Origin of the sequence: Blastomonas sp. RAC04 (assembly GCF_001713435.1) — a bacterium.
GTDB classification, from domain to species: Bacteria; Pseudomonadota; Alphaproteobacteria; order Sphingomonadales; family Sphingomonadaceae; genus Blastomonas; species Blastomonas fulva.
Window position 1 is genome coordinate 3,438,461 of the sequence record NZ_CP016460.1, and the last position, 21,817, is coordinate 3,460,277.

General features: G+C 65.3%; 24 protein-coding genes. 10 read left to right on the forward strand and 14 right to left on the reverse strand.

What is annotated here, in order from left to right; all coding sequences use genetic code 11:
* Positions 1–19: 19 nt before the first annotated feature.
* Genes wrbA through BSY18_RS17045 form a run of 4 tightly spaced genes read left to right on the forward strand, consistent with a single transcriptional unit; the run spans position 20 to position 3,243 of the window.
* Positions 20–622, forward strand: coding sequence for an NAD(P)H:quinone oxidoreductase (gene wrbA, locus BSY18_RS17030; protein ID WP_069051277.1), 603 nt, complete (start codon positions 20–22; stop codon positions 620–622).
* A 42-nt stretch (positions 623–664) separates the two neighbouring features.
* Positions 665–1,207: a VOC family protein gene (locus BSY18_RS17035; RefSeq protein WP_054136435.1), complete on the forward strand. Its 543-nt coding sequence runs from the start codon at positions 665–667 to the stop codon at positions 1,205–1,207.
* A 3-nt stretch (positions 1,208–1,210) separates the two neighbouring features.
* On the forward strand, positions 1,211–2,089 hold the full coding sequence (locus BSY18_RS17040) for an alpha/beta fold hydrolase (protein ID WP_069051278.1): 879 nt from the start codon (positions 1,211–1,213) through the stop codon (positions 2,087–2,089).
* 23 nt (positions 2,090–2,112) lie between these two features.
* Positions 2,113–3,243: a cobalamin-independent methionine synthase II family protein gene (locus tag BSY18_RS17045; RefSeq protein ID WP_069051279.1), complete on the forward strand. Its 1,131-nt coding sequence runs from the start codon at positions 2,113–2,115 to the stop codon at positions 3,241–3,243.
* A gap of 3 nt (positions 3,244–3,246) precedes the next feature.
* Here BSY18_RS17045 and BSY18_RS17050 read toward each other — a convergent pair whose 3' ends face one another.
* Positions 3,247–6,081: a PAS domain S-box protein gene (locus BSY18_RS17050; protein WP_171900265.1), complete on the reverse strand. Its 2,835-nt coding sequence runs from the start codon at positions 6,079–6,081 to the stop codon at positions 3,247–3,249.
* A gap of 200 nt (positions 6,082–6,281) precedes the next feature.
* Here BSY18_RS17050 and BSY18_RS17055 point away from each other — a divergent pair, with 200 nt between their 5' ends.
* From BSY18_RS17055 to nadA, 5 genes are all read left to right on the forward strand, one after another.
* Entirely contained in the window at positions 6,282–6,653 is a 372-nt protein-coding gene (locus BSY18_RS17055) for a BlaI/MecI/CopY family transcriptional regulator (protein WP_069051280.1), read from the forward strand.
* A complete protein-coding gene (locus tag BSY18_RS17060; RefSeq protein ID WP_069051281.1) occupies positions 6,650–8,494 on the forward strand; it encodes a M56 family metallopeptidase in 1,845 nt (614 codons plus the stop codon). Before BSY18_RS17055 ends, BSY18_RS17060 begins: the two co-directional genes overlap by 4 nt.
* Before the next feature lie 84 nt (positions 8,495–8,578).
* A complete protein-coding gene (locus BSY18_RS17065; protein ID WP_069051282.1) occupies positions 8,579–9,454 on the forward strand; it encodes an MBL fold metallo-hydrolase in 876 nt (291 codons plus the stop codon).
* Positions 9,444–10,067: a DUF4230 domain-containing protein gene (locus BSY18_RS17070; protein ID WP_069051283.1), complete on the forward strand. Its 624-nt coding sequence runs from the start codon at positions 9,444–9,446 to the stop codon at positions 10,065–10,067. Before BSY18_RS17065 ends, BSY18_RS17070 begins: the two co-directional genes overlap by 11 nt.
* On the forward strand, positions 10,064–11,071 hold the full coding sequence (gene nadA, locus BSY18_RS17075; RefSeq protein WP_069051284.1) for a quinolinate synthase NadA: 1,008 nt from the start codon (positions 10,064–10,066) through the stop codon (positions 11,069–11,071). The genes BSY18_RS17070 and nadA overlap by 4 nt, the downstream gene beginning before the upstream one ends.
* Positions 11,072–11,111: 40 nt before the next feature.
* Here the strand turns inward: nadA and BSY18_RS17080 are convergent, their stop codons facing one another.
* The 10 genes from BSY18_RS17080 to dapB all read right to left on the reverse strand — a co-directional run bounded on the left by BSY18_RS17080 (position 11,112) and on the right by dapB (position 17,809).
* Entirely contained in the window at positions 11,112–11,735 is a 624-nt protein-coding gene (locus tag BSY18_RS17080) for a lysophospholipid acyltransferase family protein (RefSeq protein WP_069051285.1), read from the reverse strand.
* Positions 11,736–11,841: 106 nt separating this feature from the next.
* Positions 11,842–12,258 (reverse strand): DoxX family protein, encoded by a 417-nt coding sequence (locus tag BSY18_RS17085; protein WP_083231536.1) that lies wholly within the window; start codon positions 12,256–12,258, stop codon positions 11,842–11,844.
* Positions 12,259–12,263: 5 nt separating this feature from the next.
* Positions 12,264–12,575, reverse strand: a complete 312-nt coding sequence (locus BSY18_RS17090) for an alkylphosphonate utilization protein (RefSeq protein WP_069051286.1) — start codon at positions 12,573–12,575, stop codon at positions 12,264–12,266.
* A gap of 10 nt (positions 12,576–12,585) precedes the next feature.
* Positions 12,586–12,720 carry a hypothetical protein gene (locus BSY18_RS21575; protein ID WP_257785051.1) on the reverse strand — a complete coding sequence of 45 codons (135 nt, stop codon included), beginning with the start codon at positions 12,718–12,720 and terminating at the stop codon, positions 12,586–12,588.
* Between the two features lie 476 nt (positions 12,721–13,196).
* On the reverse strand, positions 13,197–13,481 hold the full coding sequence (locus BSY18_RS17100) for a hypothetical protein (RefSeq protein ID WP_069051288.1): 285 nt from the start codon (positions 13,479–13,481) through the stop codon (positions 13,197–13,199).
* A 208-nt stretch (positions 13,482–13,689) separates the two neighbouring features.
* Entirely contained in the window at positions 13,690–14,304 is a 615-nt protein-coding gene (locus BSY18_RS17105; protein WP_069051289.1) for a hypothetical protein, read from the reverse strand.
* An 84-nt stretch (positions 14,305–14,388) separates the two neighbouring features.
* Complete coding sequence (nth, locus tag BSY18_RS17110) at positions 14,389–15,129, reverse strand: endonuclease III (RefSeq protein WP_069051290.1); 741 nt, start codon at positions 15,127–15,129, stop codon at positions 14,389–14,391.
* Positions 15,126–15,830 (reverse strand): aspartate/glutamate racemase family protein, encoded by a 705-nt coding sequence (locus BSY18_RS17115; protein WP_069051291.1) that lies wholly within the window; start codon positions 15,828–15,830, stop codon positions 15,126–15,128. The genes nth and BSY18_RS17115 overlap by 4 nt, the downstream gene beginning before the upstream one ends.
* Entirely contained in the window at positions 15,830–17,020 is a 1,191-nt protein-coding gene (locus tag BSY18_RS17120; protein WP_069051292.1) for a M48 family metallopeptidase, read from the reverse strand. The genes BSY18_RS17115 and BSY18_RS17120 overlap by 1 nt, the downstream gene beginning before the upstream one ends.
* A gap of 57 nt (positions 17,021–17,077) precedes the next feature.
* The gene (gene dapB, locus BSY18_RS17125) at positions 17,078–17,809 is read right to left on the reverse strand and encodes a 4-hydroxy-tetrahydrodipicolinate reductase (protein WP_069051293.1); all 732 of its coding nucleotides are present in this window, start codon (positions 17,807–17,809) and stop codon (positions 17,078–17,080) included.
* A 54-nt stretch (positions 17,810–17,863) separates the two neighbouring features.
* Here dapB and BSY18_RS17130 point away from each other — a divergent pair, with 54 nt between their 5' ends.
* Entirely contained in the window at positions 17,864–18,565 is a 702-nt protein-coding gene (locus BSY18_RS17130) for an NAD-dependent deacylase (RefSeq protein ID WP_069051294.1), read from the forward strand.
* A 181-nt stretch (positions 18,566–18,746) separates the two neighbouring features.
* Here the strand turns inward: BSY18_RS17130 and BSY18_RS17135 are convergent, their stop codons facing one another.
* The 3 genes from BSY18_RS17135 to dnaA form a co-directional block, all read right to left on the reverse strand.
* The gene (locus BSY18_RS17135) at positions 18,747–19,154 is read right to left on the reverse strand and encodes an MAPEG family protein (RefSeq protein WP_054136307.1); all 408 of its coding nucleotides are present in this window, start codon (positions 19,152–19,154) and stop codon (positions 18,747–18,749) included.
* A 27-nt stretch (positions 19,155–19,181) separates the two neighbouring features.
* On the reverse strand, positions 19,182–19,952 hold the full coding sequence (locus BSY18_RS17140; RefSeq protein ID WP_069051997.1) for a HesA/MoeB/ThiF family protein: 771 nt from the start codon (positions 19,950–19,952) through the stop codon (positions 19,182–19,184).
* Between the two features lie 145 nt (positions 19,953–20,097).
* Positions 20,098–21,489, reverse strand: a complete 1,392-nt coding sequence (dnaA, locus tag BSY18_RS17145; RefSeq protein WP_069051998.1) for a chromosomal replication initiator protein DnaA — start codon at positions 21,487–21,489, stop codon at positions 20,098–20,100.
* Between the last annotated feature and the right edge of the window lie 328 nt (positions 21,490–21,817).

Genomic DNA, 21,817 nt, shown 5'->3' on the forward strand with positions numbered 1-21,817 from the left:
CGATAACGGGAAACCACCAGTGGCACGCATCCTCATCCTCTATTATTCGGGCTATGGTCACACCGAGGTGATGGCGGGTGCCGTCGCCGATGGCGTCAATGCGGTTGCGGGCTGCGAGGCGGTGGTCAAGCGCGTGCCCGAACTGGTGTCGGACGAGGTTGCTGCGGCCGCGCACATGAAGATCGATCAGGCAGCTGCGTTCGCCAGCCCGGATGAGCTTGCCGATTATGACGGCATCATCTTCGGCACGCCCACCCGTTTCGGCAACATGGCAGCGCAGATGCGCAACTTCCTCGACCAGACCGGCGGGCTGTGGGCCAAGGGCGCGCTGATCGGCAAGCCGGGCAGCGTCTTTGTCTCGACCGCCAGCCAGCATGGCGGGCAGGAGACCACGATCACCTCGTTCCACACCACGTTGCTCCACCATGGCATGATCGTCATCGGCCTGCCCTACAGCTTTGTCGGCAACACCATCATGAGCGAGATCAGCGGCGGCACGCCTTATGGCGCGAGCACGATCGCAGGCGGCGACGGATCGCGGATGCCGTCCGAAAACGAGCTTGCAGGCGCGCGCTTCCAGGGCGAGCATGTCGCCCGCATCACGCTTAAGCTGGCGGCCTGACCACGGCCTGTCGGCGGTGTGAGAGATATTGAGGAGGATGCGATGAGCGTATTGGTCAACCGTTTGCACCACACTGCCTACACCACCCGCGATCTCGAGGCGACACGCGCGTTCTACGAGGACGTGCTGGGCTTTCCTCTGGTTGCGACCTATTGCGAGATGGACGAGCTGTTCGGCAAGGAGCGGACCTATTGCCACTGCTTCTTCGCGATGAAGGATGGCAGCGCGCTTGCCTTCTTCCAGTTCGCCAACGAGGACGACCAGGCCGAATTCAGCCCGCCAATCCCCGAATCGCCGTTCCATCACATCGCGCTGCATGTCGATCAGGATGCGCAGATCGAGCTCGAGCGGCGCATTGCTGCTGCCGGCATCGTCGAGCCGCAGACCTACATCCTTGAGCACGGCTATTGCCGCTCGGTCTATGTCAAGGACCCCAACGGCATGATCATCGAGTTCACCTGCGATGCGCCCGAGGCGCTGGCGATCGAGGCCGATGTGCGCGCCAAGGCGCGGACCGAGCTCGCACGCTGGCTGGCGGGCGACCACAGCAACAACAATACCTTCCGCAGCGTCGAAGCGGCCTGATTGATGGCTGGCCCGGTTGGCAGGCTGGGCGACGCATTTGCGACGATCCCGCCTGCCGCCGTGCTGGGCGGAGAGACGTTCTGGCTCGATGTCGGTGACGGCCGGCTGGCGGTCGAGACGATCGGGCGCGGGCCTGCGGTCGTTCTGCTGCACGGCTGGACGCTCGACCGGCGGATGTGGACGCTGCAGGCCCGCGCGCTGGCCGACCGGTTCACGCTGATCGCGATCGACCGGCGGGGGTTCGGCCAGTCGGCCCTGTCGCCCTGCCGCGCGCGCGAGGTCGAGGATCTGGCCAGGCTTGCCGACCGTCTGCAGCTGGCAAGCTTCCATCTGGTGGGCATGTCTCAGGCGGGCGCGACCGCGATCGCGTATGCGATGGCGCACCGCGACCGCATCGCCACCCTGGTGCTGCAGGGCATCTCGCTGGCCGGAATCCCCGATCATTCGAACGCATCGGACACCATACCGCTCGCCGATTATGCCGACATGGTGCGGGCCGGGCGGCTCGCCGAGATGAAGCGGCACTGGGCCGATCATCCGCTGATGGCGGGCCTGACGGGCGAGGCGGCGGACATCGGCGCCGCCATGCTGGCCGATTATGACGGCAGCGACCTGCTCGCAGGTCCCGCAGGACCTTCGGCGCGGCTGGACAGCATGGCCGCGCTCTTCGTGCCGGTGCTGGCGATCACCGGTGATGCCGACACCCCCTGGCGGCGCACCGTGACCCAGGCGCTGGCGCGCAGTGCGCCGCTGGGCCAGGCGCGCTTCGTGCGCGGCGCAGGCCATCTGTGCAACCTTTCGCACGGGCTGGAATACAACGCCGCGCTGTGCGCCTTTCTTGCCCGGCCGCTGATGCCGGTGCCCGATGCCGTGAACGACTGACCTTGCAATGGAGTATCCCGCCGATGGCCGCGCCTGAAAGTTTTCTCACCACCCATGTCGGCAGCCTGCCGCGGCCCGAGGCCCTGCTCGATATGGTCTTCGCGCGCGAGGGCGGGGAGCAGGTGTCCGAGGCGGACTTCGATACCGCGGTCGAGCATGCTACCGCCTATGTCATCAAGCGCCAGATCGAGGCCGGGGTGAGCATCGTCAACGATGGCGAGCAGTCCAAGCCCAGCTATGCGACTTATATCAAGCACCGGCTCTCGGGCTTCGGCGGCGAGGCGGGGCAGTATGAATTCGCCGATCTCGAAGCCTTCCCCGGCGCAAAGGCGCAGGTTTTCGGCAACACGGGCCGCGCCAAAAGGTCGGCCCCGGCGTGCACCGCGCCGATCACCGTGATCGACATGGAAGCCCCGCGGATCGATGCCGAGCGGCTGAAGCGGTTCGCAAACGGCCACGCCACCTTCATGTCGGCGGCCTCGCCAGGGGTGACCGCCCTGTTCTTCCCCAACCAATATTATGCCAGCGACGAGGAGTATGTCTTCGCGCTCGCCGAGGGACTGCGGCACGAATACGAGACGATTGCCGCTGCCGGGATCACTTTGCAGGTCGATTGTCCGGACCTCGCGATGGGCCGCCACGTGCAGTTCACGCACCTGAGCCTCGAGGACTTCCGCAAGCGGATCGGCATGAACATCGCGGCGCTCAACCACGCGGTGCAGAACATCCCGGCGGAGCAATTGCGGATGCACCTGTGCTGGGGCAACTATCCGGGTCCGCACCATTGCGACGTAGCGCTGGACGAGATTGCCGATATCGTCTGGACCGCCAAGCCGCAGACCGTGCTGATCGAGGGCGCGAACCCGCGCCACGCGCACGAGTTCGCCTTTTTCGAGCAGCATCCTCTCCCCGAAGGCAAGATCCTGTGCCCCGGAATGGTCGAACCGCAGAGCCCCTATATCGAGCATCCCGAGCTCATCGCGCAGCGCATCGGCCGCTATGCCGATCTGCTGGGCCGCGAGCGGGTGATGGCGGGCGTGGACTGCGGCTTTTCGGTCCATGCCGGCAGCAACAGCCTCGATCCCGAAATCGTCTGGGCCAAGCTCGCCGCGCTGTCACAAGGTGCCGCCATCGCCAGCGCACGCTACTGGTAAGGCTCAGGCCGTTGCGCGCGCGTCGAGCGCCTCGCGGACTTTGCGCGCCAGCATCTCGCGGGTGTAGGGCTTGCTCAGCAGCCTGACGCCTGCTTCCAAAGTACCGCCATGGACGATGCCCTTTTCGGCATAGCCCGAGGTGAACAGCACCGCGAGCTGCGGGATCAGCTGCACCGCCCGCTTGGCAAGCTCGTGGCTCTGCACCGGCCCCGGCATCACGACATCGCTGAACAGCATGTCAAGCGCGGTGCCGCTCTCGACGATGGCGAGCCCGGCCGCGGCATCGCGCGCGGTGAGGGTGGTATAGCCCAGCTCGCCCAGCAATGCGGTGACGGTGGTGCGGACATCGTCATCGTCCTCGACCACCAGGATCGTCTCGCTGCCGCCCGATATGGTGTCGGAGCGCCGCTCAAGCGCTGCGGTATCGGGGGTGGTTGATCGCGGCAGATAGATGCGGAAGGTCGTGCCGATTCCCGGTTCGCTGTACACCGTGACATGCCCGCCCGATTGCTTGATCAGGCCATAGACCATGCTGAGGCCGAGCCCTGTGCCCTTGCCCACCTCCTTGGTGGTGAAGAACGGCTCGAAGATCCGGTCGCGCACATCGGGCAGCATCCCGCTGCCGGTGTCGGTCACAGACACCATGACATAGTCGCCCGCCTGCATGTCTGGGTATTTGCAGGCGAACAGGTCGTCCACCGCAGCATTGGCCATCTCTATGGTGAACAGCCCGCCGCCGGGCATCGCATCGCGCGCGTTGATCGCCAGGTTCAGGATCGCGTTTTCCAGCTGGCCATCGTCGACGAAGCAATCCCACAATCCGGTCTCGGCGGTGGTCTTGAGGCTAATGTGTTCACCCAGTGCGCGGCGCAGCATGTCTTCCAGATTGCCGACCAAGCGCGGCAGGTTGACTGGCTTGGGCGCCAGCGGCTGCTTGCGGCTGAAGGCGAGCAACTGCTGCGCCAGCCTCGTGCCCCGCGCCACGCCCGACAGCGCCAGGTCAAGCCGCTGGCGCGCGCGCTCGTTGCCCGCGACATCGCGGCCGAGCAGCTCCAGGCTGCCGCCGATGATCTGTAGCAGATTGTTGAAGTCGTGCGCGACACCGCCGGTCAGCTTGCCCACCGCTTCCATCTTCTGGGCATGGCGCAGCTGCGCCTCGGCGGCATCGCGCTCGGCCAGCGCCTTTTCGACCTGTGCCTTGAGCTCGGCGTTGAAATTCTCGCGCGCCATCCGCGCCTCTAGCTCGGCGGTGATGTTCTTGACCTCCAGAACGGTCCCGATGGCAATGCCCGAGCCGTCCTGGATGGGGCTGGCGGAATAGGAGACCGGGTAGAAGCTGCCATCCTTGTGGACGAACACTTCTTCGCCCTGCACCTGATTAACCTCGGGCAATGCCCGGTCGATCGCACATTCGGCCAACGGAAATGGCTGCCCGCTGGGCCGGGTGTGGTGGATGACATCGTGGAGAGTGCGGCCTTCGATTTCGGCGAAGCGGTAGCCTGTCAGTCGCTCGGCCGCATCGTTGAGGTAAACGCACTGCTGCTGGTCATCCATCAGGAACACCGCCATCGATGTGTTGCCCAGCACGGTGTTGAGGCGGTTGGTGACGCTTTGCAGCTCGCGCATCGTGCGGTCGCGTTCGGTGATGTCCTCGATCGCGGCGTAGAACAGCCGCTGCTGCTGATCGACCAGCAATTGCAGGCGGACCGCGACGTTGTAGTCGGTGCCATCCTTGCGGCGGTGCACCGTCTCGAAGGTCAGCATCTGCTGTTCGCCCGCGAGCAGCGGTGCGATCAGCGCGCGGAAGGTGTCCGCATCGATCATCGGCTTGATGTCGATCGGGGTCAGCGACCGGAGCTCTTCCATCGAATAGCCCAGATTGTCCCGTGCGCCGCGGTTGACCAGGATGAAGTTGAGCGTGTCCGCATCGAACAGGAACGCCTCGCTGACCGCATCCTCGACAATCCGCCCCAGCCGCTCGACGCTGGAGGAGGATTTGAGCCGTTCGAGTTCGGCGGCGGAGCGACCGGCGAACAGTTCGAGGATTAGTGCGGGCTGGATATGCTCGTCGATCGGGGCATCGTGCATCACCGACAGCAGGCCGATCAGCTTGCCGGTGCTCGAATGCAGCGGGACGCCGAGATAGCTCTCCACGCCCATCTCCACCAGCATGTGGTCATCGGGATACTGCGCTATCGCGTCCGATCGCACGAAGCAGATCCGGTTCTGCGCGACATCTTCGCAAGGCGTTCCGCGCAGGGCGTAATCGGTGCTTGGCTGCAGGCTGCCGTCCGCCCAGAAGCGGACGGTGCGCGCGGTGACGGGGTTGTCGGGGTCGATCTCGGCGATCGTCACCCAGCGTACCCTCAGCGCGCCGGCGAGCACCTCGACTGCCTTTTCCAGAAAAGGCTCGCCCACCAGCCGAGCGCAATCGATGAGCGGCTGCTGGATGTTGCGCATCCGCAGCTTGCGCGACATGTCCTTGGCGACGATCCAGAATCCGTCCGAGCCATCACCCTGGGTCGAAGCGGGGGAAATGCTGAGGGTCAGGCTGGTGGGAACGCCGTTGCAATGATGCGCGACCATGTCGCAACCGCCCGTGCCGTTGGCGATTCCTCGCTCGAGGCATGCCCGCATTGAGGCCGCATCAAGCTCGGGCAGCACCTCGGTCACCGGTTGGCCGATGATATCCGCCGGCGAGTATCCCAGCGAATCGGCGGCAGCGGCGTTCCAGGCGCGGATGGTCCCGTCCTCGGCCAGCCCGATGATGATGTCCGAGCTGAAATCGAACGCGCCGACCGGCTGCATCAGCAGCGGCTCTGTTGTCGGGGAGTCCATAGTTGTCATTATCCCCCTAAGCCTTCGGTGCGACCCCAAAGCCCGTGAAGCTCCAGAAGACAGAAAACCCTCAGCCACGGAAATGTTCCGCCCCGGCCCAAAAGACCCGGCGCGATCGGGGAGAATTCGCACTTTGCCGTTTACAGGCGTAGTCGAATCGATTACACCCGTGGTCGAACTGTTGCAGAGAGACCCGATTCATGGCCCCCGAACGTATCAGCGATGCCGAACATGCGGTGATGGAGGTGCTGTGGCAGCGATCCCCCTTGACCGCAGCCGATGTTGCCGATGCGCTCGCCGATGCGCGCGACTGGACGCTGCAGACGGTCAAGACATTGCTCTCGCGGCTCGCGAACAAGGGTGCGGTTTCCTACGAACAGGACGGCCGCCGCTATCTCTACAGCCCGATTCTGGCGCGCGAGGATTATGTCGGCGATGAATCACGGCGGTTGGTCGATCGGCTTTTTGGCGGCCGCGCTGCACCGCTTATCGCGCATCTGGCCGAACAGCAGAAATTCACGGCGGAGGATCTGGCCGAAATCGAGCGGCTGATCGGGGAGTTGAAGTCATGATCGGGGATGGACAGGTGAGTGCGTGGCTGCAGGATTTCGCGCATGGCGTGACCGGGCAGTGGCTGGTCGAAACGTTGATCGTCACCGCTGCGCTGATGGCGCTGGTGCTGGTGCTGCGGCGACCCGTCGCGCGGCATTTCGGCGCGGAGATCGCCTATCTGCTGTGGGCGATCCCGCTTGCGCGGCTGTTCATGCCGCCGGTGGTGCAGACGATCGAGGTTCCGGTGAGCGCGCCATCTCAGGTGGACATGCCGGGCACCGCCGCGATGGCGATGCCGGTCGCCGACATCGCAAGCCCGGTCGATGCCATGCCCGAGCCGGCGTTCGCCAATGGCTTGCTGGTCGATGCCGACTGGTTTGCGATCGGTGTCACCATCTGGCTGTGCGGTGCGGCGATATTCCTGATCGCGCAGCTGTCCGCCTATCTGCAGAACCGGCGCGAACTGCTCGAGGACGCTGTCGAGGTCTCGCGGATGGACGACATTCGCGTGATCGAGATCGCCGGGATCGCCGGACCCTTCGCCTTCGGGCTGTGGCGGCGGTACATCGCGCTGCCGATCGGCTTTACCCAGGCGTACAACCCGATGGAGCGCGAACTGGCGCTGGCGCATGAGCGCTCGCATCACCGGGCGGGCGACCTGTGGGCGAACTTTGCCGCGCTCGCGATGCTGTCGCTGCACTGGTTCAACCCCGTCGCGTGGATGGCATGGCGCGCGTTCCGCTTCGATCAGGAAGCTGCCTGCGATGCCCGTGTGCTGCGCCGCCGCTCGTCGGCCGAGCGCACCGCTTATGCCCGCGCCATCGCCAAGGCGGCGACCGGCCACACATTGGCCTTCGCGAGCCCGCTCAACCCCAAGGAAAAGATCGTCGAGCGTCTCAAGATCATGAAACAGCATGACACATCGCGCACCCGCAAATGGCTGGGCGGCACGCTGATCGGCAGCGGACTGGTCACTGCGATGGCGATGACCGCCACGGTCAGCTATGCCGTGCAGCCGGTCTCGTCGCCGGACGCACCCCGGGCGCCGCAATCGCCGCTTGCGCCCGAAGCACCGGATGCGGCAGACGCCTGGGCGGCACCCGAGGCCCCCGACGCACCCATCCCTCCGGTGATCAAGGATGGCGTGTACATCTACACCGTCAAACGCGGTGACAACACCGTCACGCTGCGTCTTGATGGCCCCACCAGCCGCGCCGAGATAGACAGCAGGGTTGCCGAAGCCGAAGCGTCGCGCGCGATGGCAGAAGCCGATTTGGCGGTTGCGCAATCCGATCGCGCAATTGCTGCCGCAGACGCCATGTCTGCAGCCACCGAGGCCCGCGCCACGGCAATGGACAGGGCCGAGCGTAACCGCGCGCACGCCATGGACCGCGCACAGCGCATGATCGTGCGCACCGGATCGCCCGAGAATTACGTCATCGAGATGGGCAAGGGCCACAAATTGCGCGTCCGGACCAACGACTGCAACGGCAAGCCCAAGTCCGCCGCGTTCATGACCCATACCGAAACCAGGAACGGCAACGTCACCCGTACCAAGGTCGTCACCTGTGGACAGGTGATGCCCAATGAGGCGGAAATTCTAGCCAATATCGAAAAGGGAATGGCCGAGGCGCGCCGCAGCATGGAAGTGGCTCGTGCCGAAGTTCGCAGCAACAAATGGCTGAGCGACGAGGACCGTGCCGAGGCATTGCGCGGCCTGGACGAAGGAATGCGCGAACTGCGCGCCGATCTTGCCGAGGCGCGGCGCGATCTGCACCGGGATCTCGAAGACGCCCGCCGCGACATGCGCGCCATGCCTGCGCCGCCTGTTCCGCCGGCGCCGCCTGCCGAACGCAACTGATCGCAGCCCGTTGCGGCGAGCGGGGGCAGCGCAAATATTGCGCCGCCCCTTTCGCTTTGGGGCGATCAATGCCACTTAGGCGCGATGGAACTGCCTGCTGATCTTCCGACCGGCCTTGCCGAAACCATCGAACCGCTGGTGCGCCGCGTGCTCGCGGGCAACCCGTCCGCGTTCACCTATACCGGCACCCAGACCTATGTCGTGGGCAAGGGCGCAGATGTCGCGGTGATCGATCCGGGTCCGGCGGACCCTGCGCATATCGAGGCGATCCTGGCGACCGTCGGCGATGCGCGCATTGCCGCAATCATGTGCACCCACACTCATCGCGACCACAGCCCCGCCGCAGCGCCGCTCGCGGCGCGCACCGGCGCGCCGATCATCGGCTGCGCAGCGCTGATGCTCAGCGACGACGGCCCGCGCTCCGACGAGGCGTTCGATACCACCTACGCGCCTGACCGGGTGCTCGCCGATGGCGAGAGCGTGTCGGGCGATGGCTGGACATTGCAGGCGGTTGCGACCCCGGGGCACACCAGCAACCATCTGTGCCTGGCTCTGGTCGAAAGCGGCGCGCTGTTCACCGGCGACCATGTCATGGGCTGGTCGACCAGCGTGATCTCGCCGCCTGATGGCGACATGGCCGATTATATGGCGAGCCTCGCCAAATTGCAGGAGCGCTCCGACCGCGTCTATTATCCCGCGCACGGTCCTGCGGTCGAGAACCCGGCCCAATTGGTGCGCGGCATGATGGGCCACCGCAAGCAGCGCGAGCGGCAGGTGCTGCGCCAGCTCGAGGCAGGCCCGCAGGCCATCCCCGACATGGTACCGCAGATGTACAAGGGCATCGATGAACGCCTGTACGGCGCGGCGGGCCGTTCGGTGCTCGCGCATCTGATCGATCTGAAAAACCGCGGCGCGGTCCGCCTCGAAGGCGACGTCTGGGCGCTGATCCATGGCGATTAAGGGCAGTACTGCCGGCCTGCTGTTTGCAGGCGCGCTCGCGCTGGGCGCTGGCGGCACCTGGCTGGCATCGGGGCTGATCGAGGACGACAATGTGGTGTCGGCCGAAGCGATGCTCGCCGGGTTCGAGCGGCGCAACCAGCTGGTCGTGCTGGTCGCGCAGGTGGTGCCCGTGGTCACCAACAAGGACCCCGGCTTTATCGGCATGTTCGATGCCGAGCAGACCGCGATCATCCCGGCCACCGTGAGCTATTCGGTGAACATGGCGAAGATGGGCCCCGATTCTGTCGCATGGAACGAGACCGAGCGACAGATGACGATCACCGTGCCGCCGGTGATGATCCAGCCGCCCAACCTTCAGGAGCAGCAGGCGCGCTATTATCGCGACGGGCTGTGGGTCACCGGGGCGAGCGTGGAGCGTCTGTTCAAGGCCAACTCCGCCGCCGCGCTCAAACAGGCGCAGACGCTGGCGCGCAACGAATCGCTGGTGGCGATCGCCCGCGCCAGCGCGCGCGATGCCGTCGAGCGCAATGCGCGTGCGTATTTGAGCGGCGCAGGCATACAAGATGCTGTAGTGACCGTGCGAATTGCCAACCAGGGAGCCAATCTGCAATGACCGCCCAACCCCGTGAGAACCTGTCCGGCCTGGATCTGCGCGCCGAAATCGACCGGCTGCGCAAGGAGAGGAACGCGGTCATTCTGGCGCATTACTACCAGAAGCCAGAAATCCAGGACATCGCCGATTTCGTCGGCGATTCGCTCGAGCTGTCGCGGATCGCGGCCGAGACCGATGCAGACGTGATCGCGTTCTGCGGCGTGAAGTTCATGGCCGAAACCGCCAAGATCCTCAGCCCCGACAAGATCGTCATCCTTCCCGATATGGACGCCGGTTGCAGTCTGGAAGACAGCTGCCCGCCCGACAAGTTCGCCGCGTTCCGTGCCGAGCACCCCGATCACATTGCGCTCACCTATATCAACTGCTCGGCGGCGGTGAAGGCATTGAGCGACATCATCGTGACCTCGTCGTCTGCGGAAAAGATCCTGAGCCAGATCCCCAAGGACCAGAAGGTCATCTTCGGCCCCGACAAGCATCTGGGCGGCTATCTGGTGCGCAAATTGGGCCGCGAGATGCTGCTCTGGCCCGGCGTGTGCATCGTCCACGAGGCATTCAGCGAGACCGAGCTGTTGAAGCTCAAGGCGCAACATCCCGATGCGCCTGTCGCCGCGCACCCCGAATGCCCCGCGCACATCCTCGATCATGCCGACATGGTGGGATCGACCAGCGCGATCCTGAAGTTCGCCAAGGAAACCACAAGCGACACCGTGATCGTCGCGACCGAGCCGCACATCATCCACCAGATGGAAAAAGCGGTTCCGGAAAAGACCTTCATCGGCGCGCCGGGTGCGGACGGCAACTGCAACTGCAACATCTGCCCGTACATGGCGCTCAACACGATGGAAAAGCTCTACGTCGCGCTGCGCGATCTGGAGCCGCGGATCGAGCTCGACGAGGCGCTGCGCCTCGACGCGAAGAAGTCGCTCGACCGGATGCTCGAAATGGCGAGCAGCACCGTGGGGCAGGGTGATCTTGGCCGCCCCGATCTGGCGCATCAGGACTGAGGCGTCTGGCCTGACGCCTGACACATCAGGCTTGGGGCGCTCAGCCCTTCGGGGCTGAATGCACCGCATTGCGCCCCGCCATCGCCGCGTAGAAGGCGAAGGCGGGGGCCATGTCCTTCTCGTAATCGCCGGTCGGGTGGATCACCGGGCCGAGCCCTGCGCGGCGGTTGCCATAATCCATGAACCCGCAGACGATCGGCACGCCTGCGCCATATGCGATGCGGTAAAAGCCGGTGCGCCACGCGGTCACCGCCTTGCGCGTGCCTTCGGGCGCGATCGTCAGGATGAAGTCCTCGCGCGCGGCAAACTCGGCGATCATCTGCTGCACCATGTCGCCCGCAGCGCTGCGATCGACCGGGACCCCGCCCATCTGCCGCATGAAATTGTGAAACGGCCAGCGGAACAGCGATGTCTTGGCCATGAAATGCGTCTCGAGCCCCAATTCGCGGGTGACGCCCATGTAATTGGGGAAGTCCCAGTTGCTGGTGTGCGGCACCGCGATGATGATGTAGCGGCGCTCGGGCGGCGGGGTGCCGACCGCCGTAAACCGGTGACGGCGATAGATGAACATCATCAGTGCATAGAGCGCGCGCGCGGCCCAGCCGAGATGCGCGGTCGAAGGCTCGCGCGACGGGGAAGGCACAGGCTCGCTCGCGTTCATCATCCGTCCCCACACACCTTGATGCAGGGCTCTTGCCCGGCATAATGGCCGGGCGCCGCTGTCACTGGATTCGCCTAGTGGCGCAAAGTGCCGGGCAGATCAATTGCCGTTACGGCATGTTTTGTTCGCGCCGGAACGGCCAGTCGGTTACACCGGCCACCCAAAGCGCCCACCAGATGATCACCGGCTGCAGCAGCAGGCGCGGGGCGTGATAGGCCCAAGGCAGAGTCCGCCCGCCCACCGCGATGTCATTGACCGCGTGATTGATGTTGGCGGGCCACACGCACAAGGCGTAGAGCGCCAGGCCGATGCCTGCCGCATAGCGCAACCGCGGTACCATCAGCCCGATCGCACCTGCGATCTCGGCAACGCCGGTCAGGAAGATCACTTCGTCGGGAAACGGTACCCAGCCCGGCGTGATCGCGAGAAATCCTCCCGGCGAGCGGATATGGATGACGCCTGCGGCGAAATAGATCAGCGCCAGCAGCCAGCGAAACGTGGTGCGGGTGGCGGACTGGCGCGGCATATGGCTCAGCGCTTGCGGACGAACTCGGCGCGCAGCACCAGACCCTTGATGCCGTCGAACCGGCAATCGATCTCCTGCGCGTCACCGGTCAGCCGGATCGACTTGATCACGGTGCCGCGCTTCAAGGTCTGCCCGGCTCCCTTGACCTTAAGGTCCTTGATCAAGGTCACCTGATCGCCATCGGCGAGCAATGTGCCCGCCGAATCGCGCACCTCGACCGCCTCGTCCTCGGACGGCGCGACGGTCAGGTCACCGGGGGCGACCCACTCGCCCGTCGCCTCGTCATAGACATAGTCGTCGCTATCGCCTGATTGCATAGGGGTCGTCTCAGCTCTTCAGCGTCACGATCGACAAGCCACCAGGCTTGGTCGACGGGTTCGATGCGTTCTGCGGCTTGGGCTTTTCGGCCTTGGGCTTGCGGGTCTCGCGATTGGTCTTCTTCTGGCCTTTTGCCATGGTCATTTCCTTGTCCAGGCGCAGCGCCCGGAGCGCGGCTATAGCGCTATACGCCGTGCAAAGCGCGACAATTCGCGAGCCTCCCATGCGCCCGGTTTGCATGTGCGTTACAGGAGCTAAGCCATCGGGAGCCGCAGTTCTCGGAGATGTCCGCTCTTGGGGAAATTTTCGCGCAGCGTGAATGGCGACAATTGGGGTGGAAGCTGCCCCACCCTTCATCGTCACCCCGGACTTGATCCGGGGCCCAGAGCGATCAAGTGCGCCGCTTGGAATGAAAACCCTGGGTCCCGGGTCAAGCCCGGGATGACGGAAAAAGCGGGCTGCCCGCCAAGGGGACTGCAACATAGTGCCGACTTCGGCAGAATCGATCCGATAGCTGCCTGGCCGGACTTAGAGAGTTACCAATGCATCGAGAGCGACCGTTTGTGGGTGCATTTCGGTCCGGCACCTTTCGGGCGCACATAGCAGAAAGCGGACCGTCGTCAGCGTGTTAGCGACAATAGATACCATGCCACGAAGCCCCAGCAAGCGACGGCAGAAAACAGCAGTTCCCGCATCGACCGCTGAGAACCATTCAGCACCACAACGATGATAATCGGCAATGCCAGCGTTGCAAGCCAGAGCACTGTCGGCAGCGGATCGCGAGCAGACCACAGTGCGAAGCCAAAAGTCAGGCCAGCCACCAACATCATGAACGCGAAAACGGCAGCAGGAACTAACAGAACCCACAGCAACCCGCGCAACAGAGGCTTCCACACCTGCGTCATATTGCCGACATAGTAAGTTTAACTGTCGACCAATATCAAGTGGTTAAGTATCGCGCACTGTATGACCGGCATGGGGTCGGTAATGGAATTGCCGCTTACGCCCGCAAGCATGCCATAGCTACCATCTGCTATGATCGTCATACGGCCCATTGCGGCAGGTCGCGATAAAAGTGACTGAAAAACCTTCGAAAGTCGGCGTCAGCCCTAGCTACCAGCCCCAGGGTGCAGGCGGCGGGGCGATCGGCTGGCTCAGATCGAATTCGACGCGGAAGTTGCGCTTATTGGGTCCATCGGGGCGGCGCAGAGCGTAGGCATAGGTGCGCGCGTCGATGTCCACGATCCAGCTGTTGGTCACCGACCCGGTGAGCCCCTGTGCGCGGAACATCGCGATGCTTTCGGCATCGACCGGGAACGTCTGCTGGCCGGGTGTGCCAGCGGTGGCGGTGTCGCCGCCATATTGGGTGACCTTGTCGATGCTGCCATCCTCGTGCCGGTGGTCGTGCTTGAGGCGGAGGCCCGTCCGTGTCCGGGTGATGATCCAGGTGCGCGAGCGGTTCCAGCCGCCGTTCGCGGTGCCGACATGGAAGGGAATTTCCATCCGGTCGGCGCTGCAGGAGCGGAAATGGACGATCATCGGCTTGCCTGCCAGATCGGCATCGGCGGCGTCGTTGCTCACCAGTCTGCCGGGATAGGCCTTGCCGCAATGCTGCGCCAGATTGGCGAGGAACGCGGCCTGCGGGTCATCGGCGGGCGGGGTGGTGGTGCAACCGGCGAGGGCGAGCAGCAACGGAACAAGGGCGAGCGGGGTGTTCAAGCGGGTCATTGCGCCACGCTGGCTCATTGAGGCGGTGTTGTCGAGCCGAAGCGCCACCAAGTTGTTCCCCTGCCTGCGCAGGGGAACGTTACATCAGCTTACGGGCTGCTCGGGCCCGGCCTTCTTCACCCGCTTCTTGCGCGCGGGCGCGGGCTTGTTGGCGCGGTGCTTGAGCGCGGCTTTGGGCGTAGGCGCGTCCGGCCCGTCGGGCTTGGGCTTGAACCGGCACAGATCGGCGACCGGGCAGCGCCAGCATTCGGGGCAGCGCGCCTTACAGATATAGCGGCCATGCAGGATCAGCCAGTGGTGGCCATGGACGCGGAACGGCCCCGGCGTGCCCTTGTCGAGCGCGCGTTCGACATCGAGCACGGTGCGCCCCGGCGCCAGCCCGGTGCGGTTGCCGACGCGGAAGATGTGCGTGTCGACCGCGAAGGTCTCGGCGCCGAACGCGGCGTTGAGCACGACATTGGCGGTCTTGCGCCCGACCCCGGGCAAGGCGGTGAGCGCGTCGCGATCATTGGGCACCTCGCTGGCGTGCCGCTCGATCAGCGCCTGCGACAGCGCGATGACGTTGGCCGCCTTGGCATTGAACAGCCCGATGGTGCGGATGTACGTCTTCAGCCCGTCCTCGCCCAGCTCGACCATCTGTGCGGGCGTCTTGACGGCTTCGAACAAGGCGCGCGTCGCCTTGTTGACCCCGACATCGGTCGCCTGCGCCGAGAGCACAACAGCGACCAGCAGCTGGAAATGGTTGCCATATTCCAGCTCGGTCACCGGCGCGGGGTTGGCCTCGGCGAGGCGGCGGTAGAATTCGAAGGTATCGGCCTTGTTCATGCGCCGCCTTCTGCCAGAGCTGCCTCCACCGCTGCAAGCGCATGCAACGTGGTGGTATCGAACAGCGGCACCGGGCTGTCGCTCTGGTCCACCAGCAACATGATCTCGGTGCAGCCCAGGATGATCGCCTGCGCGCCCTGATCGGCCAGCCGTTGCATGATCGTGCGATAGCGCGCGCGTGATGGCTCGGTGACCACCCCGCGCACCAGCTCACCATAGATGATGCGGTGCACGTCGCTGCGATCCCCGCTGTCCGGGGTGATCACCTCGAGGCCGAAGTTGCGCTGCAACCTGTCGCGCAGGAACGGCTGCTCCATGGTGAAGGCGGTCCCCAGCAGGCCAACCCTTGTCAGACCCTGCGCGGCGATCGCGCGGCCAACAGGATCGGCGATGTGCAGCAGCGGAATGGCAACCGCGTCCTGCGCCGCATCGGCCATCCGGTGCATGGTGTTGGTGCAGATCACCAGCAGCTGCGCGCCGCCGCGTTCGGCCTGCAGCGCGGCGGCGATCATCGCGTCGGTCAGCGCGTCCCAGTCGCCGGCATGTTGCAGCGCCTCGATCTCGGCGAAGTCCACCGACACCATCACGCTGCGCGCGCTGTGCGTTCCGCCCAGCCGCCGCTGTGTTTCCTGGTTGATCAGCCGGTAATACTGCGCCGAGCTCTCCCAGCTCATCCCGCCCAGCAGCCCGATGGTGCGCATCAGGGGTTGGCGGAAGCCGCAGGCGGGGGTCCCGGCGGGTTCTTGGCCTTCCATTCCATCGCGCGCGCCACGCGGCGTTCGACCGAGGGGTGCGAGTAGAACAAAGCCTCCTGCACCGGGTGCGGGCGCGGGTAGCGGTACTCGGCGGTCTTGACGAGCGCGCCGGAGAGCGCGTCGGGAAGGTTTACCATCTGCAGCGAATAGGCGTCGGCCTCGCTCTCGCTGATCCGGGTGAGGCTGTTGGCCACCGGCACCGCGAACACGCCAAGGAACGACAAGACGAACAGGAACACCGGAAGCCCGCGCGGATCGGCGATCTCGGTCGCCTTGCTGCCGAACAGCCTTGCGAACCGCGCGAAAAGCCGATCGGTTAGGAAGAAGAAGATCACCGCCAGCACGCTCAGCACCAGCACAGAGCGCCAGACATGGCCGAGCACGTAATGACCGATCTCGTGCCCCGTGACCGCGCGGACCTCGTCCAATGACGCCTGTTTGAGCGCGACATCCGAGATCGCGATCCGCGCTGCGCTGCCCACGCCCGAGACATTGGCGGTGAAGTTGTTCGACTGGCGCGATCCGTCATAGATGAAGATGCGGTCCTCGGGGATATCGACCTGCTTGGCCATTTCCAGCACGGCATCGCGCACCGGGCCAGCCGGGATCGGCTTGTAATCGTTGAACAGCGGTTCGATCAGCGTCGGCGAGAGCAGCAGCATGACCGATACGACGACCGCCGAAAAGCCGCCCGACCACAGCCACCAGCGCTTGCCGGTACGGCGGATCAGCGCATAAATGCCCAGGAAGAACAGCCCGCCGCCGATGGTGGCGATGGTCATGCCGATGGCATCCTGCATCAGGAAATCGGACAGCGGCTGCTGGGTGCGGTCATACATCCGCTCGTGGCCCCATTCGGCCCAGATGTTCCAGGGCAGGGTGATGATCGCCGAGACGATGAACAGCCCTGCGGCGGTGGCAAAGGTGCGCAGCGCCCAGCCGCGCTTTTCGAGCTTCGCCCAGATCCGGTCGGTGACCCCCAGCTTGACCAGAATGACGGTCGCCAGCGCCGAGACCAGCAGCCCCCACAGGATCATCCAGTGGCCATCCATGGTATAGGCCGCAGACTTTGCGAGCGCTTCGGCCCCCAGCCCGTCAATATAGGCCTTGGTCGCCGCTTCCGGATTGAATGCCATGCCGTTCCCCGCTGTGTTGTATGTATAATACACGTTTAGTCGGGCGTTGGCGTGCCGTCAAGCCAGCCCCAGCACCTGCGGCATGGTATAGCGGCCCGCTGGCTTGTCGTGCAGCCACAGGCACGCCTTTACCGCGCCGCGCGCAAACACCATGCGGTTTTCGGCGCGATGGGTCAGTTCGATGCGCTCGTCGTCGCTGGCGAGGTACACGGTGTGGTCGCCCGCCACCGATCCGCCGCGCAAGCTGGCAAAGCCGATCGCGCCGCGCGCCCGCGCGCCGGTGACGCCGTCGCGGCCGCGCTCGCTGTCGCGGGCCAGATCGATGCCCCGCGCCTTGGCGGCTGCCTCGCCGAGCAGCAACGCGGTGCCCGAGGGGGCATCGACCTTGTGGCGGTGGTGCATCTCGGCGATCTCGATGTCCCAGTCCTCGCCCAACCTCAACGCCGCCTCGTGCACCAGATGCGCGAGCAAAGTGACCCCCAGCGAGGTGTTCCCGGTCTGCAGCACCGCGATCCGGTCGGCGGCGGTGTCGATCAGCCAGTGGTGGCGTTCCTCGAGGCCGGTGGTGCCGATGACGATCGGGATGTTCGCAGCGACCGCTGCCTCCAGATTGGCTTCCAGCGCTTGCGGAGAGGAGAAATCGACAAGGATGTCGCTTTCTGCCGCCAGGCTGAGCGGATCGCCGCCCTTGTCGATCCCGCCCGAGACGCTGGCACCTGCATCCGCAATCGCCGTCGCCAGCGCCTGTCCCATGCGGCCTGCATTGCCGATAATTCCGATGCGCGTCATCGCGTTCCTGCTCTTGCTTGTATCCAGGCCGGTCCATGCCGTATTGCGCCCGCTATGGCAAAGATTCCCAGCATCGTCATCCTCACCGGCGCCGGCGTGAGCGCCGAGAGCGGCATCGATACCTTCCGCGCGGAAGGCGGGTTGTGGGAGCAGCACCGGGTGGAGGATGTCGCCACCCCCGAGGCGTTCGCGCGCGACCCCGATCTGGTGCTGCGCTTCTATGACATGCGCCGCGAATCGATCCAGACCAAGCAGCCCAATCCTGCGCACGAGGCGCTGGCCCGGCTCGATGCGGCATGGCCGGGCGAGCTGCTGATCGTGACGCAGAATGTCGACGACCTGCACGAGCGCGCGGGCGCGAGCCGACTGCTGCACATGCACGGCACGCACCTGACCGCCTGGTGTCTGGCGTGCGACGCGCGGCCAGGCTGGCGCGGAACGCTGATCGACCGGCCTACCTGCCCTGAATGCGGCACGCCGGGGCAGCTGCGTCCCGACATCGTCTGGTTCGGCGAGATGCCGTACGAGATGGAGCGGATCTACGAGGCGGTGGGCGCTTGCGACCTGTTCGTCTCGATCGGCACTTCGGGCGCGGTCTATCCCGCCGCCGGGCTGGTCCGCGAGGCGCGCGCGCGCGGCGCGCGGACGCTCGAGCTCAACCTAGAGCCCAGCCAGGGCAGCCATTTCTTCCACGAATCACGCCACGGCCCGGCGTCGCTGCTGGTGCCCGAATGGGTCGACGAGGTGTTGGGGTAAAGCCGACTCAAAAATCCTCCCCGAGCTTGTCTCGGGGAGGGGGACCGCCGACCGGAGGTCGGTGGTGGAGGGGAGGCGAGATAGTGTGCAGGTGAAGGTGGCGCGACCCCGCTGCCCCTCCACCACCCGCTACGCGGGCGGTCCCCCTCCCCCAGCGAGCTGGGGGAGGATTTGAAAACGGCTACCCGTTCACTGTCACCACCAGAAACAGCGTCCATCCGATCGCGGCGGCATAGGCGATCCAGGTGCCCACCACACCCAGCGCGCGCAGCTTGGGCGGCTTACCTGGACCATGCGGCTGGTGCAGCCCGATGATGTGCGCGGCGCGGGCGCCCAGGAACAGCACCGCGAGCGCGGTCAGCGGCCAGTGGCTGGCATTGGCCATCTCCAGCAGCCCGATCAGGATCACGAACAAGGGCGCATGTTCGGCGAGGTTGCCGTGCGAGCGGCTGGAACTGATCAGCCCCTGGTCGTCGGCATCGCCGAACGAGGCCTGGGTGCGGAAACGCGCAGCGACGGTGGCGATCGCGGTGGTGAGCAGCATGATCGCGCAGATCGCGGCGGTAAGAGCGGTGATCGGCAATGTCATGTTGGAGCCCCCGGTTGGAAGCTTGGACTATGCCGCCTGGGCAGGATCGCCGCAAGCCGTGCACGCGGGGTCCTTGGCGATCTTGAGCGTGCGCCACAGCGGCTTCAATCCGTCGAACAGGTGCAGCTTGCTGCGCGTGTCCTCGCCAAAGCCTGTGACCGCGCGAACCGCCTCCATCGCAGCGAAACTGCCGATCAGGCCGACCATTGCGCCCAATACGCCCTGCTCGGCGCAGGTGTCGCAATCCTCGGCATCGAAGGCATCGCCGACGAAGCAGCGATAGCACGGCGCATCGGGTAGCCAGCCGCGAAACGTACCGATCTGTCCCTGGAACCGCCCGATCGCGGCGCTGACCAGCGGGATGTGCAAGGCCGTGGCGGTGTCGGAGACCAACAGCCGGGTGGCGAAATTGTCGGTGCCGTCGAGGATGACATCCGCGCCAGCGAGCAAGGCTGCGGCATTGGCGGGCGTGATCCGCTCGGTCACTGCGGTTGCATTCAGTTCCGGATCGAACGAGCGCACCCAGCTGGCTGCGACCTCGGCCTTGGGCCGGCCGACATCGGCGGGCGTGAACAGCGTCTGGCGCTGGAGGTTGGACAGGTCGATGACATCGTCGTCGATCAGCGTCAGCCGACCGATGCCAGCGCCTGCGAGATACTGCAGCGCCGGGCAGCCGATCCCGCCCATCCCCACCAGAACGACATGCGCCGCCGACAGCTTCGCCACGCCTGCGCCGCCGATCTCGGGCAGCACGATGTGCCGGGCGTGGCGCTCAAGCTGGGTGGGGGTGAAGGGCATGATCGCGACTATCCTGATGCTGGTGCGCAAATGCCGGGCCGGTCCTCGTCATTCCCGCGAACGCGGGAATCCCGCTTCACCGGCGCTATAGCGAGATTCCCGCGTTTGCGGGAATGGCCAATGTTTCAGAGATGCGGCGAAGCGCTCAGCTCTCGAGCTGCTGCAGCAATGCGCGGACGTCGCCGTCCATATCGGCATCGCGGGTGCGCAGGTCCTCGATCAGGCGGACCGCGTGGATCACGGTCGAATGATCGCGTCCGCCGAACTTGCGGCCGATTTCCGGATACGAGCGCGGGGTCAATACCTTGGCGAGGTACATCGCCACCTGGCGCGGACGCACCACCGCGCGCGCGCGGCGCTTGGAGGACATTTCGGAACGGTCGACCTTGTAGAACTGGCAGACCGCGCGCTGGATCTCGTCGATCGTGATCCGCCTGCGGTTGGCGCTCAGAAGATCCGAGAGCTGCTCTTCGGCGAGTGGCAGCGTGACCTTCTGGCCGGTGATCTGGGCATAGGCCATCAGCTTGTTGAGCCCGCCGACCAGCTCGCGGACATTGCGGCTGATGGTGCGCGCGAGGAACTCGATCACCTCTTCGGGCACCTCGCCCATCCGCATCGTTTCGATTCGCGCGGTGATGATCGCGCGGCGCAGCTCGATATCGGCGGGCTGGATATCCGCGACCAGGCCCATCGCCAGCCGCGAGAGCAGTCTTTGGTCGACGCCGTCGAGCGCCTGGGGCGCGCGGTCCGATGTCACCACCAGCCGCTTACCGCCGCCCAGGATCGCATCGATCGTGTGGAGGAATTCCTCCTGGGTCGAATTCTTGCCGATGATGAACTGGATGTCGTCGACCAGCAGCATGTCGAAACCGCGCAGCCGCGCCTTGAACGCCATCGAATCGCCGCGCTGGATGGCGCTGACGAAGTCGTTCATGAACTTTTCGGCCGGGCAATAGCAGATACGCGCGCCCGGATTGACCTCGGCAAAGGCGTTGCCGATGGCGTGCAGCAGATGCGTCTTGCCCTGGCCGGTGGCGGCCTTGAGGTAGAGCGGGCTGAACAGCGGCTTTTCCATCGCGGCCATGCGCTGTGCGGCGTTGAACGCCAGCACGTTGGACTGGCCGGTAATGAAACCGGAAAAGACCTGCGAGGGATCGAGCGCGATGCGGTTGCCCGAATCGGCCAGCGCCGGGCGCGGGGCAGGGGCGGCTGCCTGCTGCGGAACGGCGGTCCGCGGGCGGGCCGGATCGGCCTCGCGCGGGGCAGCCGCGATGATCACGCTGCGCACTTCGGGGCGCACGATCTTCCACGCCAGCGCCAGCCGGTCGGCAAAGCGTTCACGCACCCAGTTGGCGGAAAATTCGGATGGCAGATGCAGGTTGAGCATGCCGGAGCCAGGCTCGAAGCTTCCGGGGCGGATGGGGCGGATCCACTGGGTGTGGATCTGTGCGCCCAGGTCCTTGCGCAATCCTTCACTGATTTCGTTCCAGTCCGCCGCCCAATCTGCCGCGCCGTTCGAATCGTTGAGTTCGATCATGCCTGTAACTGCCACTTCTTGGTTCTTGGTCATCGCTGACAACACACCGGCGGAGCAAAATCGCTCGCGCGCCGGGATCATTCGGGGAACTGCTTGGGTGGGCCGGAGCCAAGGGTCCAGATGCCCTTGTCGCGGCCTTGCCGGTCCCCCCTAGGAGAGGGTCTCTCGGCTCGAATCGGGCCATCCGGTCCGCGCCAGCCAGAAACCGGCGGTGCGCACGGCCAGCTCCCGGTCCGCGAGCGAGGTCTTGAATGTCAGTTCCTGTGGCAGTCCGACCCTGATACGCAAAACTTGCTCCCTCCCCAACGTCCGCAATGACAGACGGGAA

Coding starts and splice junctions, on each gene's coding strand:
- BSY18_RS17035 (WP_054136435.1), top strand. CDS start 665: ATGAGCGTATTGGTCAACCGTTTGCACCACACTGCCTACACCACCCGC.
- BSY18_RS17040 (WP_069051278.1), top strand. CDS start 1,211: ATGGCTGGCCCGGTTGGCAGGCTGGGCGACGCATTTGCGACGATCCCG.
- BSY18_RS17045 (WP_069051279.1), top strand. CDS start 2,113: ATGGCCGCGCCTGAAAGTTTTCTCACCACCCATGTCGGCAGCCTGCCG.
- BSY18_RS17050 (WP_171900265.1), bottom strand. CDS start 6,081: ATGGACTCCCCGACAACAGAGCCGCTGCTGATGCAGCCGGTCGGCGCG.
- BSY18_RS17055 (WP_069051280.1), top strand. CDS start 6,282: ATGGCCCCCGAACGTATCAGCGATGCCGAACATGCGGTGATGGAGGTG.
- BSY18_RS17060 (WP_069051281.1), top strand. CDS start 6,650: ATGATCGGGGATGGACAGGTGAGTGCGTGGCTGCAGGATTTCGCGCAT.
- BSY18_RS17065 (WP_069051282.1), top strand. CDS start 8,579: ATGGAACTGCCTGCTGATCTTCCGACCGGCCTTGCCGAAACCATCGAA.
- BSY18_RS17070 (WP_069051283.1), top strand. CDS start 9,444: ATGGCGATTAAGGGCAGTACTGCCGGCCTGCTGTTTGCAGGCGCGCTC.
- nadA (WP_069051284.1), top strand. CDS start 10,064: ATGACCGCCCAACCCCGTGAGAACCTGTCCGGCCTGGATCTGCGCGCC.
- BSY18_RS17080 (WP_069051285.1), bottom strand. CDS start 11,735: ATGATGAACGCGAGCGAGCCTGTGCCTTCCCCGTCGCGCGAGCCTTCG.
- BSY18_RS17085 (WP_083231536.1), bottom strand. CDS start 12,258: ATGCCGCGCCAGTCCGCCACCCGCACCACGTTTCGCTGGCTGCTGGCG.
- BSY18_RS17090 (WP_069051286.1), bottom strand. CDS start 12,575: ATGCAATCAGGCGATAGCGACGACTATGTCTATGACGAGGCGACGGGC.
- BSY18_RS21575 (WP_257785051.1), bottom strand. CDS start 12,720: ATGACCATGGCAAAAGGCCAGAAGAAGACCAATCGCGAGACCCGCAAG.
- BSY18_RS17100 (WP_069051288.1), bottom strand. CDS start 13,481: ATGACGCAGGTGTGGAAGCCTCTGTTGCGCGGGTTGCTGTGGGTTCTG.
- BSY18_RS17105 (WP_069051289.1), bottom strand. CDS start 14,304: ATGACCCGCTTGAACACCCCGCTCGCCCTTGTTCCGTTGCTGCTCGCC.
- nth (WP_069051290.1), bottom strand. CDS start 15,129: ATGAACAAGGCCGATACCTTCGAATTCTACCGCCGCCTCGCCGAGGCC.
- BSY18_RS17115 (WP_069051291.1), bottom strand. CDS start 15,830: ATGCGCACCATCGGGCTGCTGGGCGGGATGAGCTGGGAGAGCTCGGCG.
- BSY18_RS17120 (WP_069051292.1), bottom strand. CDS start 17,020: ATGGCATTCAATCCGGAAGCGGCGACCAAGGCCTATATTGACGGGCTG.
- dapB (WP_069051293.1), bottom strand. CDS start 17,809: ATGACGCGCATCGGAATTATCGGCAATGCAGGCCGCATGGGACAGGCG.
- BSY18_RS17130 (WP_069051294.1), top strand. CDS start 17,864: ATGGCAAAGATTCCCAGCATCGTCATCCTCACCGGCGCCGGCGTGAGC.
- BSY18_RS17135 (WP_054136307.1), bottom strand. CDS start 19,154: ATGACATTGCCGATCACCGCTCTTACCGCCGCGATCTGCGCGATCATG.
- BSY18_RS17140 (WP_069051997.1), bottom strand. CDS start 19,952: ATGCCCTTCACCCCCACCCAGCTTGAGCGCCACGCCCGGCACATCGTG.
- dnaA (WP_069051998.1), bottom strand. CDS start 21,489: ATGATCGAACTCAACGATTCGAACGGCGCGGCAGATTGGGCGGCGGAC.